14 protein-coding genes, 1 tRNA gene and 1 other RNA gene are annotated in these 14269 nt (G+C 69.1%); 7 read left to right on the forward strand and 9 right to left on the reverse strand.

Annotated features, from left to right (window positions below; all coding sequences use genetic code 11):
• Positions 1–113 precede the first annotated feature (113 nt).
• Positions 114–635 (forward strand): DUF3145 domain-containing protein, encoded by a 522-nt coding sequence (locus LSF15_RS03100; protein ID WP_232497067.1) that lies wholly within the window; start codon positions 114–116, stop codon positions 633–635.
• A gap of 158 nt (positions 636–793) precedes the next feature.
• Here the strand turns inward: LSF15_RS03100 and LSF15_RS03105 are convergent, their stop codons facing one another.
• The 6 genes from LSF15_RS03105 to aceE form a co-directional block, all read right to left on the reverse strand.
• The gene (locus LSF15_RS03105; protein ID WP_232497068.1) at positions 794–2026 is read right to left on the reverse strand and encodes a beta-ketoacyl-[acyl-carrier-protein] synthase family protein; all 1233 of its coding nucleotides are present in this window, start codon (positions 2024–2026) and stop codon (positions 794–796) included.
• Between the two features lie 83 nt (positions 2027–2109).
• The gene (locus LSF15_RS03110) at positions 2110–2358 is read right to left on the reverse strand and encodes an acyl carrier protein (protein ID WP_022894469.1); all 249 of its coding nucleotides are present in this window, start codon (positions 2356–2358) and stop codon (positions 2110–2112) included.
• Positions 2359–2424: 66 nt separating this feature from the next.
• Positions 2425–3429, reverse strand: coding sequence for a beta-ketoacyl-ACP synthase III (locus LSF15_RS03115; RefSeq protein ID WP_232497069.1), 1005 nt, complete (start codon positions 3427–3429; stop codon positions 2425–2427).
• Between the two features lie 32 nt (positions 3430–3461).
• Positions 3462–4382: an ACP S-malonyltransferase gene (locus tag LSF15_RS03120; protein WP_232497070.1), complete on the reverse strand. Its 921-nt coding sequence runs from the start codon at positions 4380–4382 to the stop codon at positions 3462–3464.
• A gap of 86 nt (positions 4383–4468) precedes the next feature.
• A complete protein-coding gene (locus tag LSF15_RS03125) occupies positions 4469–5680 on the reverse strand; it encodes a PucR family transcriptional regulator (protein ID WP_232497071.1) in 1212 nt (403 codons plus the stop codon).
• Between the two features lie 11 nt (positions 5681–5691).
• Positions 5692–8418, reverse strand: a complete 2727-nt coding sequence (gene aceE, locus LSF15_RS03130; protein WP_232497072.1) for a pyruvate dehydrogenase (acetyl-transferring), homodimeric type — start codon at positions 8416–8418, stop codon at positions 5692–5694.
• Positions 8419–8580: 162 nt separating this feature from the next.
• Between aceE and LSF15_RS03135 the strand changes: the two genes are divergently transcribed.
• From LSF15_RS03135 to rnpB, 5 genes are all read left to right on the forward strand, one after another.
• On the forward strand, positions 8581–9039 hold the full coding sequence (locus tag LSF15_RS03135; RefSeq protein WP_232497073.1) for a peroxiredoxin: 459 nt from the start codon (positions 8581–8583) through the stop codon (positions 9037–9039).
• 66 nt (positions 9040–9105) lie between these two features.
• Positions 9106–9181, forward strand: a tRNA-Val gene (locus LSF15_RS03140).
• Between the two features lie 151 nt (positions 9182–9332).
• Positions 9333–10151: a Nif3-like dinuclear metal center hexameric protein gene (locus LSF15_RS03145; protein WP_232497074.1), complete on the forward strand. Its 819-nt coding sequence runs from the start codon at positions 9333–9335 to the stop codon at positions 10149–10151.
• Positions 10152–10188: 37 nt separating this feature from the next.
• Complete coding sequence (locus LSF15_RS03150) at positions 10189–10926, forward strand: zinc ribbon domain-containing protein (RefSeq protein WP_232497075.1); 738 nt, start codon at positions 10189–10191, stop codon at positions 10924–10926.
• Positions 10927–11007: 81 nt separating this feature from the next.
• Positions 11008–11385: RNase P RNA component class A (rnpB, locus tag LSF15_RS03155), an RNA gene on the forward strand.
• 70 nt (positions 11386–11455) lie between these two features.
• Here rnpB and ppgK read toward each other — a convergent pair.
• Both ppgK and map read right to left on the reverse strand, forming a co-directional pair.
• Positions 11456–12208, reverse strand: coding sequence for a polyphosphate--glucose phosphotransferase (ppgK, locus tag LSF15_RS03160; protein WP_232497076.1), 753 nt, complete (start codon positions 12206–12208; stop codon positions 11456–11458).
• Between the two features lie 59 nt (positions 12209–12267).
• Positions 12268–13131, reverse strand: a complete 864-nt coding sequence (gene map / locus LSF15_RS03165; RefSeq protein ID WP_232497077.1) for a type I methionyl aminopeptidase — start codon at positions 13129–13131, stop codon at positions 12268–12270.
• Positions 13132–13142: 11 nt separating this feature from the next.
• On the opposite strand from map, the gene LSF15_RS03170 reads away from it, so the two are divergent.
• Positions 13143–13328: an SPOR domain-containing protein gene (locus LSF15_RS03170; RefSeq protein ID WP_232497078.1), complete on the forward strand. Its 186-nt coding sequence runs from the start codon at positions 13143–13145 to the stop codon at positions 13326–13328.
• 3 nt (positions 13329–13331) lie between these two features.
• On the opposite strand, the gene panB is transcribed toward LSF15_RS03170, so the two are convergent.
• Positions 13332–14216, reverse strand: coding sequence for a 3-methyl-2-oxobutanoate hydroxymethyltransferase (gene panB / locus LSF15_RS03175; protein ID WP_232497079.1), 885 nt, complete (start codon positions 14214–14216; stop codon positions 13332–13334).
• Between the last annotated feature and the right edge of the window lie 53 nt (positions 14217–14269).

Here is a 14269-nt window from a genome sequence, read left to right on the forward strand (position 1 = left end):
CTGATCCGGGGCATAATCGGCGATGACGGCTCGGTCCGTCGACAATCGAACACCGGTCATCCGAACGTTCAGAGGTCGTAGGGGAAGACGCACCTCACAGAACGGAGATCGAGATGGCAGAGACGGTCGTGCGGCCTGCACGCGCCGCGCAAGGTGTGCTTTTCGTGCACTCCTCGCCGCGGGCGCTCTGTCCGCATGTCGAGTGGGCGGCCGGCACGGCGCTCGGCACCGCGGTGAACTTCGATTGGCAGGAGCAGCCCGTGCTGCGCGGCAGCATGCGTGCCGAATTCACCTGGCAGGGCGATCCGGGCAGCGGGGCGAAGCTTGCGTCCGCCCTGCGCGGCTGGGAGCAGCTGCGATTCGAGGTGAGTGAAGATCCCTCGCCCGGGGCCGATGGTGCCCGCTGGATGCACACTCCCGACCTCGGTGTGTTCTTCGCGCAGACCGACGCCGCCGGCAACACGGTCATCCCCGAGGACCGCATCCGCTATGCGATGGAGATCGGCGGCCACGACGCGCGCGAACTCCATCGTGAGCTGCGGCTCGCGCTCGGGCAGGCCTGGGACGACGAACTCGAGCCGTTCCGTCACGCCAGTGATTTCGCCCCCGTCGTCTGGTTGCACCAGGTGGGGTGAGCGAGGCACGGCTCGCGCAGCGGCGTGACGCGATCGTCGGTCGAAGCATCCCGGCGACGCACGAGCGAAGCTCGCGAGACGTGACGAGAAGACCCCGGCGCGTACGCGACCGGGGTCTTCTCGTTGGGATGTGTTCGCGTCGGTGACGCGGTGCGCGACTACGCCGTGCGGAACGCCGCGACGGCGTTGTGGCCGCCGAAGCCGAACGAGTTGCTGATGGCGATGCCCTCGCCGTCGAACGCGCGCGGTGACGTGACCACGTCGAGCGGGATCTCGGGATCCTGCTCGCCCAGGTTGATCGTGGGGGGCAGCGTGCGCTCATGGAGGGCGAGCACGGTGAACAGCGCCTCGATGGCGCCGGCGCCGCCGAGCAGGTGACCGGTCGAGGCCTTCGTCGCCGACACGGCGATACCCTCGAGCCCGTCGCCGAAGACGCGCCGGAGCGCGTTGTACTCGGCGATGTCGCCGACCGGCGTGCTGGTCGCGTGCGCATTGATGTGGTGTACGTCGGAGAGGCTCGCACCCGCGCCCTCGACGGCCGCCGTCATGGCGCGTGCGGCGGCCGAGCCCTCGGGGTCGGGCGCCGTGATGTGGTAGGCATCGCTCGTCACCGCGCCGCCGAGCAGCTCGGCGTAGATGCGGGCACCACGCGCCTTGGCGTGCTCTTCGGTCTCGACGACGAGCGCCGCAGCGCCCTCACCGAGCACGAAGCCGTCACGGGAGATGTCGTACGGTCGCGAGGCGACCGCGGGGTCGTCGTTGCGGCGTGAGAGGGCCTGCATCGACGCGAATGCGGCGATCGGCAGCGGGTGGATGGCGGCTTCGGAACCGCCCGCGATGACGACGTCGGCGAGGCCCTGCTGCAGGTGGTCGTAGGCGTTGACGAGCGCCTCGGTGCTCGACGCGCACGCCGACACGACGGTGCGGATGCCGGCGCGGGCGTGCAGGTCCATGCCGATGGCGGCGCCCGGACCATTGGGCATGAGCATGGGCACGGTCATCGGCAGCACTCGGCGGGGGCCGCGCTCGCGCAGGGTGTCCCACGCGTCGAGCAGGGTCCACACGCCGCCGATGCCGGTCGACCAGTCGACGGCGAGCCGCTCGGGCGCGACCTCGGGAGCACCGGCGTCGGCCCAGGCCTCGCGGCCGGCGATGAGGGCGAACTGACTCGACGGGTCGAGTCGCTTCACCTCGTGGCGCTCGAGCACGTCGGCCGTGGCGACCTTCGCCGACGCGGCGAAGGTGACCGGGAGCGCGAGTTCTTCGACCCACTCCTGCTCGAGAGCGCGCGCGCCCGACTCGCCGGCGAGCAGCGCGTTCCAGCTGTCGCGCGCGGTGCCGCCGAGCGGTGAGGTCGCACCGATACCGGTGATGACGATCTTCTTGGTCATACGAGATTCACTCCGTTGGGAGAACAGTCGAAACTGAATCGAGCGGACCCCGGCTTGACGCCGAGGCCCGCTCCACGCAGCGGCTAGGCCTGGGCCTTGACGATGAAGTCGACGGCGTTGCCGACGGTCTTCAGGTTCTTGACCTCTTCGTCGGGGATCTTCACGTCGAACTTCTCTTCGGCGTTGACGACGATCGTCATCATCGAGATCGAGTCGATGTCGAGGTCGTCGGTGAACGACTTGTCCAGCTCAACCGTGTCGGTCGCAATGCCGGTCTCGTCGTTGATGAGCTCGGCCAGGCCGGCAAGCACTTCTTCGGTGGACAATGCCATGGTTCTTCTCCTTGAGGGGTGTCTCGTTTGACCGAGAGACAGTCTAGATGTAGGTGGACAGGCGGTTCAGGGCAGAACCACCACTTGGGCACCGAACACGAGTCCGGCGCCGAAGCCGATCTGCAGGGCGAGGCCCCCAGAGAGTTCGGGATGCTCCTCGAGCAGGCGGTGGGTCGCGAGGGGGATCGACGCGGCCGAGGTGTTCCCGGTCGTGGCGATATCGCGCGCGATCACGACCGACTCGGGAAGCTTGAGCTGCTTGGCGAACTCGTCGATGATGCGCATGTTCGCCTGATGGGGGATGAAGGCGGCGAGATCGTCGCTCGTCACGCCGGCGACCTCGAGCGCCTGCTTCGCGACCTTCGCCATGTCCCAGACCGCCCACCGGAAGACCGTCTGGCCCTCCTGACGCAGTGTCGGCCACTCGGCGGTGCCGTCGCGGAACTCGGTCAGCGTGGCGTTCATGCTCACGGCGTCGGCCTTGGAGCCGTCGGACCCCCACACGGTCGGCGCGATGCCGGGCGTTTCGCTCGGACCGATCACGACGGCGCCGGCGCCGTCGCCCAGCAGGAACGAGATGCTGCGGTCGGTCGGGTCGACGACGTCCGAGAGCTTCTCGGCGCCGATGACGAGCGCGTAGGTCGCGGCACCCGCGCGGATGAGGGCATCGGCCTGTGCAACGGCGTAGGCGTAGCCGGCGCACGCCGCGTTGGTGTCATAGGCGGCGGCCGGATTCGCACCGACGCGGTCGGCCACGACCGCGGCCATCGACGGGGTCTGCCGCACGTTCGAGATCGTGGCGATGATGACGAGATCGATCGCGTCGGGGGCGACCCCGGAGCGTTCGATCGCCTCGCGCGCCGCATCGGTCGCGAGGTCGACCGCCGGCACGTCGGCCCCGGCGCGTGCACGGGTGATGATGCCGGTGCGCTGCTGGATCCATTCGTCCGAGGAATCGATGGGCCCGATGAGTTCGCTGTTCGGGACGGCATTCTCGCCACGTGCCGCGCCCAGCGAGTAGATGCGGGTGAACGCGGGGCCGTGCGACTGCTTGAGAGTGGGTGTCGTCATACTCGGCTTTCTCGTGTGATGAGCGCGGTCGCTCAGGCGCTCTGCTCGATGAGCTCGATGGCGGCGGGGAGGTCGTCGGGAGTCTTCACGGCGACCGTGGGCACGCCCTTCAGCCCCCGTTTGGCGAGACCGACGAGTGCTCCTGCCGGGGCGAGTTCGATGATGCCGGTGACCCCGGCATCGTGGAACGACGCCATGCAGAGATCCCACCGCACGGGGGACGACACCTGCCCGACGAGCAGTTCGAGGAAGGCGCTGCCGGATGCGACGGTGCTGCCGTCGCGGTTGGTCCAGAGGGGCAGCTTCGGGTCGGCCGGGGCGAGGCTCGCGGCGACGGCTGCCAGGCGTTCGACGGCGGGTCGCATGTAGCGGGTGTGGAACGCGCCGGCGACCTGCAGCGGGATGACTCGGGAGCCGGCGGGGGGTTCGGCCTTCAGCTGCTCGAGGGCATCGAGGGCACCCGCGACGACGACCTGGCCGCCGCCGTTGAAATTCGCGGGCTCGAGGTCCAGCTCGGCGAGCCGGGCGAGCAACTGTTCCTCATCACCGCCGAGTACGGCGCTCATTCCGGTCGCCACGAGCGACGCGGCATCCGCCATCGCTCGGCCGCGCTCGGAGACGAAGCGCATCGCATGGGCCTCGGCGAGCACGCCGGCGCCCGACGCGGCGGTGATCTCGCCGACCGAGTGCCCGGCGATGCCGCCGAGCTTCGTCGCGCGGTCGCCGTCGAGCAGCGCGTTCAACGTGAGCAGGCCAGCCGCGACGATGAGGGGCTGCGCGACAGCGGTGTCTCGAATCGTGTCGGCGTCGCTCTCGGTGCCGTGGCGGACGAGGTCGAGACCGGCCGCCTCGGACAACGCGGCGAGGTGGTCGGCGAATGCGGGTTCGGTGAGCCAGGGAGCGAGGAAACCGGGGGTTTGCGAGCCCTGTCCTGGGGCGACGACGACAATCACCACCCCAGTCTGCCAATCACGACGGCATGTCGGGTGTGCACACGCTACAAGCTCTTCGCGGAAGCCTTGTCTCGACGGTACAGGCGTCAGCTGCCCGAACGTCGCGGGGCGTGCTCATGGTCGCTCATCGAACCGATGATGAGCGCGGACTGCAGGATGAGCGCCTCGCGCGCGCCCGTGGCGTCCCAGCCGATGACATCGGAGACCCGCTTCAGGCGGTAGCGAACCGTGTTCGGGTGGACGAACAACTCGCGGGCGGTCGCTTCGAGCGAGCGCCCGTTGTCGAGGTAGCTCCACAGGGTCGTGAGCAGTTCGGTCGAGTGCGCCTGCAACGGCCGGTAGATGCGGTGCACGAGCGTGGCGCGTGCGAGCGGGTCGCCGGCGAGCGCACGCTCGGGGAGCAGGTCGTCGGCATGCACCGGACGCGGCGCGTTCCGCCACGATCGGGCCACCGCGAATCCCGCGAGCGCCGCCTTCGCGCTCTTCGACGCGTCGACGAGGTTCGGCACGGCGTGGCCGAGCACGAGATGGCCCGACCCGAAATGAGGTTCGAGCTGCGAGGCGATCTCGAGAAAGGTGAGCGCCGGCGCCGTGCCGATGGCCTCTTCGCCCTCGCGCTCGTCGGCGTCGGCGCGACCGATGACGAGCACGAGCCGGCTGCCCTGCACGCCGATGAGCACGTCGGCGTGCATGTGCCGGGCGGCGCGCCGCAGGTGATCGACATCGAGCTGCTTCGGGGTCGTGCCCACGAGCACGGCGACCTCGCCGTGGCCATGCCAGCCGAGGGCCGCGATGCGACTCGGCAGCTCGTCGTCGGCCTCGCCCGAGAGGATCGAGTCGACGACGAGCGCCTCGAGGCGCGCGTCCCAGAGTCCGCGCGCCTCAGCGGCGCGGGCGTAGACGTCGGCAGCCGCGAACGCGATCTCGCGCGAATACAGCAGGATGGCCTCGCGGAGCGGCTCGCCGCCGTCTTTGATGCGATCCTCGACGACCTCGACCGTGACCCGAATGAGCTGCAGCGTCTGCTGCAGGCTCACCGAGCGCAGGAGCTCGCGCGGCGCAGCGCCGAACACATCGGCCGCGATCCACGGTGTCGATCGAGGGTCGTCGAACCACGCGATGAACGACGAGATGCCGGCCTGGGCGACGAGGCCGACCGCCGACCGACGGCTGGGCGGCATGTCGCCGTACCACGGCAGCGTGTCTTCGAGTCGCTTGAGCGTCGCCGTCGACAGTTCACCCGCGATGGTGCGCAACCATGCGAGCGTCTGCGCCTTCGTTCTGGGCTTCGTCGCCACCTCGACGCCTGCTAGCTCTCGCCGCCGGCCGATCCGGTGGTTCCCGCATTCACGTCGTGAAGGCGGTACTTCTCGATCGCCTGCGCAGGCAGCGACCGGTCGATCTCACCGCGCTCGGCGAGCATCTCGAGCGTGCGGACCACGACCGATGGTCCGTCGATCTTGAAGTATCGACGTGCCGCAGGACGCGTGTCGGAGAACCCGAAGTCGTCGGCGCCGAGGGTCGCGAACGGCCCGGGCACGTAGGCGCGGACCTGGTCGGGCACCGCGTGCATGAAATCGGACACGGCGACGAACGGTCCGCGAGCGCCCGCGAGCTTCTGCGTGAGGTAGGGAACCTGCCGGTCGGCGTCGGGGTGCAGGAAGTTGTGCTCGTCGGCGGCGAGGCCGTCGCGGCGCAGCTCGGACCAGCTGGTGACGCTCCAGACATCGGCCGAGACGCCCCAGTCGTTCGCAAGCAGCTGCTGCGCCTCGATGATCCACGGCACCGCGACGCCCGACGCGAGCAGTTGGGCCTTCGGCCCGCCCTGCGTCGACTCGCTGAGGCGGTGCAGACCCCGCACGATGCCGTCGACGTCGACCCCCTCGGGCTCAGCCGGGTGGATGATCGGCTCGTTGTAGACCGTGAGGTAGTACATGACGTTCGGGTCGGGGTGGTTGCCGCCGTACATGCGCTCGAGGCCCGATCGCATGATGTGCCCGATCTCGTACCCGTAGGCGGGGTCGTACGACACGACGGCGGGGTTGGTCGACGCGAGCAGTTGCGAGTGCCCGTCGGCGTGCTGCAGGCCTTCGCCCGTGAGCGTGGTGCGTCCTGCGGTCGCGCCGATGATGAATCCGCGCGCCATCTGGTCGCCCGCCGCCCACATCGCGTCGCCCGTGCGCTGGAACCCGAACATCGAGTAGAAGACGTATACGGGAATGAGCGGCTCGCCCTGCGTCGAGTACGACGTGCCGACATTGGTGAACGCGGCCATCGCGCCGGCCTCGTTGATGCCCACGTGCAGGATCTGCCCCTGCGGGCTCTCCTTGTAGGCGAGCAGCAGCTCGCGGTCGACCGACGTGTAGTGCTGGCCGTTCGGGTTGTAGATCTTCGCGGTGGGGAAGAACGCGTCGATGCCGAACGTGCGCGCCTCGTCGGGAATGATCGGCACGATGCGGTGGCCGAACTCCTTCGAGCGGATGAGGTCTTTCAACAGCCGCACGAACGCCATCGTCGTGGCGATCTCCTGCGTGCCCGAACCCTTCTTCGCGATCGCGTAGGCCGAATCGTCGGGCAGCGACAGCGCCGTGTGCGCCGACCGGCGCTCGGGCAGGTATCCGCCCAGTTCGCGGCGGCGCTCGTGGAGGTACCGGATCGCCTCGTCCTGGTCGCCCGGGTGGTAGTAGGGCGGCAGGTAGGGGTTCTCCTCGAGCTGCGCGTCGGTGATGGGGATGCGCATCGTGTCGCGGAACGTCTTGAGGTTGTCGAGGGTCATCTTCTTCATCTGATGGGTCGCGTTGCGACCCTCGAAGGCGGGACCGAGGCCGTAGCCCTTGATCGTCTTCGCGAGGATGACGGTCGGCTGGCCCTTGTGCTCGGTGGCGGCCTTGAACGCCGCGTACACCTTGCGGTAGTCGTGGCCCCCGCGCTTCAGGCCCCAGACCTCGTCGTCGGAGAGGTCCTTAACGAGCTCGAGCGCGCGCGGGTCGCGCCCGAAGAAGTTCTCGCGCACGTATGCGCCCGACTCGGCCTTGTAGGTCTGGTAGTCGCCGTCGGGCGTGACGTTCATGAGGTTGCGCAGCGCGCCCTCGTGGTCACGGGCGAGCAGGTCGTCCCACTCGCGCCCCCAGACCACTTTGATGACATTCCAGCCGGCGCCGCGGAAGAAGCTTTCGAGCTCCTGGATGATCTTGCCGTTGCCGCGCACCGGTCCGTCGAGTCGTTGCAGGTTGCAGTTGATGACGAACGTGAGGTTGTCGAGGCCCTCGTTTGCCGCCACCTGAAGCTGGCCACGGCTCTCGACCTCGTCCATCTCGCCGTCGCCGAGGAACGCCCACACCTGTTGGTCGCCGGCATCCTTGATGCCGCGGTTGGTGAGGTACTTGTTGGCCTGCGCCTGGTAGATCGCATTGATGGGGCCGAGGCCCATCGACACGGTCGGGAACTGCCAGAACTCGGGCATGAGTCGCGGGTGCGGGTACGACGACAGGCCGTCGGGCGCGTGCGACTTCTCTTGCCGGAACCCGTCGAGCTGATCGGTCGAGAGCCGGCCCTCGAGGAACGCACGGGCGTAGGTGCCTGGTGAGGCGTGACCCTGGATGAAGATCTGGTCGCCGCCACCCGGGTGGTCCTGGCCGCGGAAGAAGTGGTTGAACCCGACCTCGTAGAGCGCGGCGGATGACGCGTACGTCGAGATGTGGCCGCCGACCGCGATGCCGGGGCGCTGCGCCCGGTGCACGAGCACCGCGGCGTTCCATCGGATCCACGCACGGTACCGGCGCTCGATCTCTTCGTCGCCGGGGAACTCGGGCTCGTTCTCGGGGGCGATGGTGTTGAGGTAGTCGGTCGTCGGAACCATCGGCACCCCGAGGTGCAGTTCCTTCGATCGCTTGAGCAGGCTCAACATGATCTCGCGGGCGCGCTGGTGCCCCTTCTCGGCGACGAGCGCATCAAGCGACTCGGACCACTCCGAAGTCTCTTCGGGATCAGCGTCCAGCGCCTCGACCGAGTACGGATCCTGGTCGTTGACAGTCACACTCGACCTCTCTGTTCTGCAGGTCGTGCCTGCGTCGTGTGGGCGTGCGCGTACCGACGCGGACCGGCTTCGCAGCCGCATGGCACCTCTCGACATCCTAGTGAGTCTGATTCGGTCCCGTCGGCTAGGGTGAGGGTCGCCATCACGGAAGGGAGCCCATTCATGATCCTCGAGCCCGGCGTCGTCGCGCCCGAGTTCGACCTCGTCAACCAGTTCGGGCAACCAGTGCGACTCGCCGATTTCCGCGGTGACAGGCCCGTTGCCCTCGTGTTCGTTCCGCTCGCCTTCTCGCGCGTCTGCCAGGGCGAGCTCTGCGAGCTTCGCGACAATTTCGCGATGTTCGCCGATTCGACCGTCGAACTCCTCGGCATCTCGGTCGACTCCAAGCACACCTTGCGCGCGTGGGCTGAGGCGGAGTCGTATTGGTTCCAGCTCCTCGCCGACTTCTGGCCGCACGGCGAGGTCGCGGCCGCGTACGGCGCGTTCGACGATCTCGCGGGCACTGCGCACCGCGCCACCTTCGTGATCGGTGCCGACGGTGTCATCGTGTCGAGCTTCTCGACACCGCGAGGCGAGGCTCGGCCCCTCGCGCTGTACCGCGACGCGCTCGCGATGCTCTGAGATCGGTTCGGCGCCCGGCGCCACCGCCCGCGCTCGGATAGCATTGGCGTGCACCGCATGCATCGCGGGCCTTTAGCTCAGTTGGTAGAGCGCCACGTTTACACCGTGGATGTCGTCGGTTCGAGCCCGGCAGGGCCCACCACGGCGCACTGTTCCTTCCCCGGCGGGCGTGTGACGATCCGCTCATCCTCGACGGTTGGGCGATCGTATCGGTGGCAGTGCGACCGGGCGGCGACCGCCACACCGCTGCGTGCGGCCGTTCCGTGCGCGCTTCCCGACGCTAGGCTGGTCGGGTGCCGGCCACCCTCGCAGAGATCCTGACGACGATCGATCGGCTGTGGCCGTTCGAGGGCGCGGAGTCCTGGGACGCCTCGGGGCTGGTCAGCGGCGATCCGGCGGCCCCCGTGCGACGCGTGCGTTTCGCCGTCGACGCGGTCGCGGCAACGGTCGATGAGGCCGTCGAGGCCGGCGCCGACCTGCTCGTGACCCATCATCCATTGCTGCTTCGCGGTGTGACGAGCATCGCCGAGGATCGGTACAAGGGTGCCCTGCTCGCCCGGCTGATCCGCGCCGACTGCGCCCTCATCAGCGCCCACACGAACGCCGACGTCGTCGAGCACGGAACGTCCGCCGTCCTCGCCAGGGCTCTCGACCTCGAGGGCATCGCCCCGATCGTCCCGGCCGCGAACCCCGACCTCGGGCTCGGGCGCGTCGGGCGCCTCGCTGAGCCGACCACGCTCGGCCGCCTGGCGCGACGCCTCGCAGAGATCCTCCCGCCGACCGCAACCGGCGTGCGGGTGTCGGGCGCATACGACGACCCCGTCGAGGCCATCGCCGTGTGCGGCGGAGCGGGCGACTCACTGCTCACCCATCCCGCCGTGCGGAGCGCCGACGTCTACATCACGGCCGACCTGCGCCACCACCCGGCTTCAGAAGCGCGCGAGCAGGCGATGCTCGGAGCCGGCCCGGCCCTCATCGACGTCTCGCACTGGGCCAGTGAATGGCTCTGGCTCGCCACCGGCGCCGAAGAACTGCGCATCGCCCACCCCGGGCTCGAGATCGAGGTGAGCGACGTGCGCACCGACCCGTGGGACTTCCAGGTCGTGCAATGATGTCGAGTCAACACCCGATCCCCGCGAGGAGCACCACGTGAAGGCCAGCCCAGCCGATCAAGAGCAACTGCTGCGACTCCAGTCGCTCGACACCAGGATGCAGCAGCTCGATCACCGGCTCGGCTCGCTGCCGCAGGCTGCCCCGCTCGCCGACCTCGGCGCCAGGGACACGGCTGTCCGGGGCACTCGTGCCGAGGCAGTGGGGCGACTTGAAGATGCCAGGGCCGAGCTCGCTCGGCTCGAATCCGATGTCGCCGTCGTCGAAGCGCGTATCGCGCGCGACACCGACCGCCTGCAGCACACCTCGTCGGTGAAGGACGTGGCCGCGCTCGAATCCGAGCTCACCTCGCTCGCGAAGCGCCGCAACGACCTCGAAGATCAGGAGCTCGTGGTGATGGAGAAGGTCGAGGAGGCCGAGGTCACCGTCGACAGCATCGACCTCCAGCGCGCGGCGATCGTCGCCGAAGTCGCAACGCTCGAAGCCGAGCGCGACGAGGCCGCCGGCGGTCTCACCGTGGAGCGCGACCAGACCGAGCGCGACCGCGCGGTCGTCGCCGGCGGCGTCCCGGCAGACCTGCTCGCGTTCTACGAGCAGCGCCGCGCCCGCGGCGGCGGCGTCGGCGCGGCGCTGCTGCGCCAGCGCACCTGCGGCGGCTGCACGATCACGCTCACCGGGTCCGACCTCGAGACCGTGCGCCGATCAGCGCCCGACGATGTCGTGCAGTGCCCCGAATGCGACCGCATCCTGGTGCGAACCGATGAGTCGGGTCTCTGACCTCGCGCAGGGCGCGGCGTGGGGCATCCGATCGCACGTTGCCGTGACGCACCGGTGCCGACGGTAGGCTGGAATCGCGAGCGGGTCGGCAAGACGGTCGCGTCGCGCGGTTTCGGTCGCGCGCCGAGGAACGTCCGGGCTCCGCAGGGCAGGACGGTGGGTAACGCCCACCCGGGGCAACCCGCGAGACAGTGCCACAGAAAGCAGACCGCCTTCGGCGCAAGCCGGAGGTAAGGGTGAAACGGTGGGGTAAGAGCCCACCAGCGGCCGCGGTGACGCGGTCGGCTCGGTAAACCTCGTCCGGAGCAAGGCCAGACAGGGAACGATGGGGCTGCCCGTCCCGTTCCCGGGTAGGCCGCTGGAGGGTCACGGCAACGTGGCTCCGAGAGAGATGGCCGTCCAGCCGGTGTCGCGCAAGCGCCCGGTGAACAGAACCCGGCGTATCAGCCGGCCCGCTCGCACCGAACCACAGGGCCGCACCGAACGACTCGGCCGCAGATGGGGGAGCCCACCGATCGACGTGCCGTGCTCAGTGGGCGGCGAGTGACGCGGCGCCGAGGATGCCGGCATTGTTGCGGTGCACGGCGGGCACGATCGGGGTCTTCAGGTCGAGCAGGGGCAGGAAGTGCTCGTGGTGCTTCGATACGCCGCCGCCGACCACGAAGAGGTCGGGGGAGAACAGGAACTCCACCATCGCGTAGAACCGCTGCAGGCGTGTCGCCCACTCGTCCCAGCCGAGTTCCTCGCGCTCCATCGCCGAGTACGCCGCGCGCGTCTCGGCGCCGACACCGTCGACCTCCATGTGGCCGAGCTCGGTGTTCGGCACCAGCACGCCGTCGTAGAGGAATGCCGACCCGATGCCGGTGCCCAGTGTCGTGAGGATCACGAGGCCCTCGGCGCCCACGGCCGCGCCGTACCGCGATTCGGCGTACCCTGCGGCATCGGCGTCGTTGATGAAGTGGATCTCGCGTCCGAGCTCCTGCTCGAACAGCTCTTCGGCGGGCAGGCCGATCCACTCCTCCGAGATGTTCGCGGCCGACAGCGTGCGACCGTGCTTCACGACGGCGGGGAAGCAGACACCGAGCGGGAGCTTCGTGCGGCCGCGCTCGTCGAGCTGGTCGAGCAGATCGCGCGTGGCATCGAGGATGTCGGCGGGTCGGCCGCCCTTGGGCGTGCGCACCTTGGTGCGCTCCGAAGCGAGCTCGCCGGTCGCGAGATCGACGATCGCCCCCTTGATGCCCGTGCCGCCGATGTCGATGCCGATCGCCTGCTCAGTCGCCATGGCGCCAGACTATCGCGCGGACGCACGCCGCTCTGGCGCGGGCGGGCGGCGCGCATCAGTCACGGCTGGGTCAGGATCTCGGCACCTCGATCGGTCACCACGAGGGTGTGCTCGAACTGCGCCGTCAGCGAGCGGTCGCGCGTGACGACGGTCCAGTCATCGGCCCACACATCCCACTCGATCGCACCGAGGGTGAGCATCGGCTCGATCGTGAACACCATGCCGGGCTCCATGACCGTGTCGAACTCGGGCGAGTCGTAGTGGGGGATGACCAGCCCCGAGTGGAACGCGCGGCCGACGCCGTGACCCGTGTAGTCGCGCACGACACCGTATCCGAAACGTTTCGCGTACGCCTCGATGGCCCGGCCGATCACGTTGATCTGTCGGCCGGGTGCGACGGCACGGATGCCTCGCGCAAGCGCCTCGCGCGTGCGCTCGACGAGCAGGGTCGCCTCGTCGCCCGCCTCGCCGACGAGGAAGGTGTGGTTGAGGTCGCCGTGGAATCCGTCGAGATAGGCGGTGACGTCGATGTTCACGAGGTCGCCGTCGGCGAGCACGGTGTCGTCGGGGATGCCGTGGCAGATCACCTCGTTGACCGACGTGCAGCTCGACTTCGGGTAGCCGCGGTAGCCGAGCGTCGAGGGGTAGGCGCCGTGGGCGATGACGTACTCGTGCGCGATGCGGTCGAGCTCGTCGGTGGTGACGCCGGGGCGGATGGCTGCAGCCGCGGCCTCGATCGCGCGAGCGGCGATGCGCCCGGCGACCCGAATGCGCTCGACCTCGTCGGGGGCGTACCAGTCGCCGCCCGTGTACGGCGACGGCGCCCGCTTGCCGACGTATTCGGGCCGGTCGATGGCGGCGGGCACGGATCGGGTCGGCGAGAGTCGTCCGGGGACCAGGCGGCCGGCGGAATCCTTGGGCATAGGATCAGCCTATGGCCGAGGACATCGAGCACATGTACTGGTACAACATGAACACCGGTGAGGTCGAACAGGGTTTCGTCTCGCCGTCGGTCGACCGGGTCGGTCCATTCGAGACGCGAGCCGAAGCCGAGCGGGCCCTCGAGATACTGCGGGCCAACAGCGCGAAGTGGGCCGAGGAGGACGCGTCCGAGAACTGAGGTCTACTCGTAGCTGTGCTCGGAGTTCGGGTAGCTGCCGGCCTCGACGTCGGCGCGCCACTCCTTCGCGGCGTTGCTGAGGATTCCCGCCAGGTTCGCGTACTGCTTCACGAATTTCGGCACCCGGCCGATCGTGAGACCTGCCCAGTCGGTCCATACGAGCAGTTGCCCGTCGGTGTGAGGGCCGGCTCCGACGCTGATGGTGGGGATGTCGAGCAGCTCGGTGACCTGGCGTGCGGCGTCGGCCGGCACCATCTCGAGCACGACGGCGAACGCGCCGGCGTCTTGTACGGCCTTGGCATCTGCGAGCAGCTGCTGCACGCCCTCGCCACGTCCCTGGATGACGTGACCGCCGAGCCCGTGCTCGCTCTGCGGGGTGTAGCCGATGTGCGCCATCACCGGGATGCCGGCCTGGACGATGCGGCGGATCTGCTTGAAGGAGCGTTCGCCGCCCTCGAGCTTGACCGCGTGCGCACCGGTCTCCTTCATGAACCGCACCGCGGTGTGCAACGCGTCCTCGGGCCCGTTCTCGTACGACCCGAACGGCATGTCGGCGATGACGAATGCACGCGTGACCGCGCCCGCGACCGCTCGAGCGAGCGGGATGAGCTCGTCGACGGTCACCGGAAGCGTCGTCTCATGGCCGAACACGTTGTTGCCTGCGGAATCGCCGACGAGCAGGAAGTCGATGCCCGCGTCGTCGAAGATGCGCGCCGTGAGCTGGTCGTAGCTCGTCAGCCCCGTGATCTTGATGCCGTCGCGCTTCGCATTCTGGAAGTGCCTTGTTCGCACGCGCTTCGGGCCACCCGGCGCCGAGGCGCCGCCGTAGGGGTTCTGCTCGGCTCCGGAGGAACTGTCGGATGCTGCGGTCTGGGGCTCGCCTGACATGGGGCCAATCCTTGCATACGGGGCACCCGTGCTCGGCACTGCGGGCCTGCCCG

This window comes from Agromyces humatus (assembly GCF_021228295.1).
Taxonomy (GTDB): domain Bacteria; phylum Actinomycetota; class Actinomycetes; order Actinomycetales; family Microbacteriaceae; genus Agromyces; species Agromyces humatus.

Coding starts and splice junctions, on each gene's coding strand:
- ppgK (WP_232497076.1), bottom strand. CDS start 12,208: ATGGCGACTGAGCAGGCGATCGGCATCGACATCGGCGGCACGGGCATC.
- LSF15_RS03170 (WP_232497078.1), top strand. CDS start 13,143: ATGGCCGAGGACATCGAGCACATGTACTGGTACAACATGAACACCGGT.
- LSF15_RS03115 (WP_232497069.1), bottom strand. CDS start 3,429: ATGACGACACCCACTCTCAAGCAGTCGCACGGCCCCGCGTTCACCCGC.
- LSF15_RS03100 (WP_232497067.1), top strand. CDS start 114: ATGGCAGAGACGGTCGTGCGGCCTGCACGCGCCGCGCAAGGTGTGCTT.
- panB (WP_232497079.1), bottom strand. CDS start 14,216: ATGTCAGGCGAGCCCCAGACCGCAGCATCCGACAGTTCCTCCGGAGCC.
- map (WP_232497077.1), bottom strand. CDS start 13,131: ATGCCCAAGGATTCCGCCGGCCGCCTGGTCCCCGGACGACTCTCGCCG.
- LSF15_RS03105 (WP_232497068.1), bottom strand. CDS start 2,026: ATGACCAAGAAGATCGTCATCACCGGTATCGGTGCGACCTCACCGCTC.
- LSF15_RS03110 (WP_022894469.1), bottom strand. CDS start 2,358: ATGGCATTGTCCACCGAAGAAGTGCTTGCCGGCCTGGCCGAGCTCATC.
- LSF15_RS03135 (WP_232497073.1), top strand. CDS start 8,581: ATGATCCTCGAGCCCGGCGTCGTCGCGCCCGAGTTCGACCTCGTCAAC.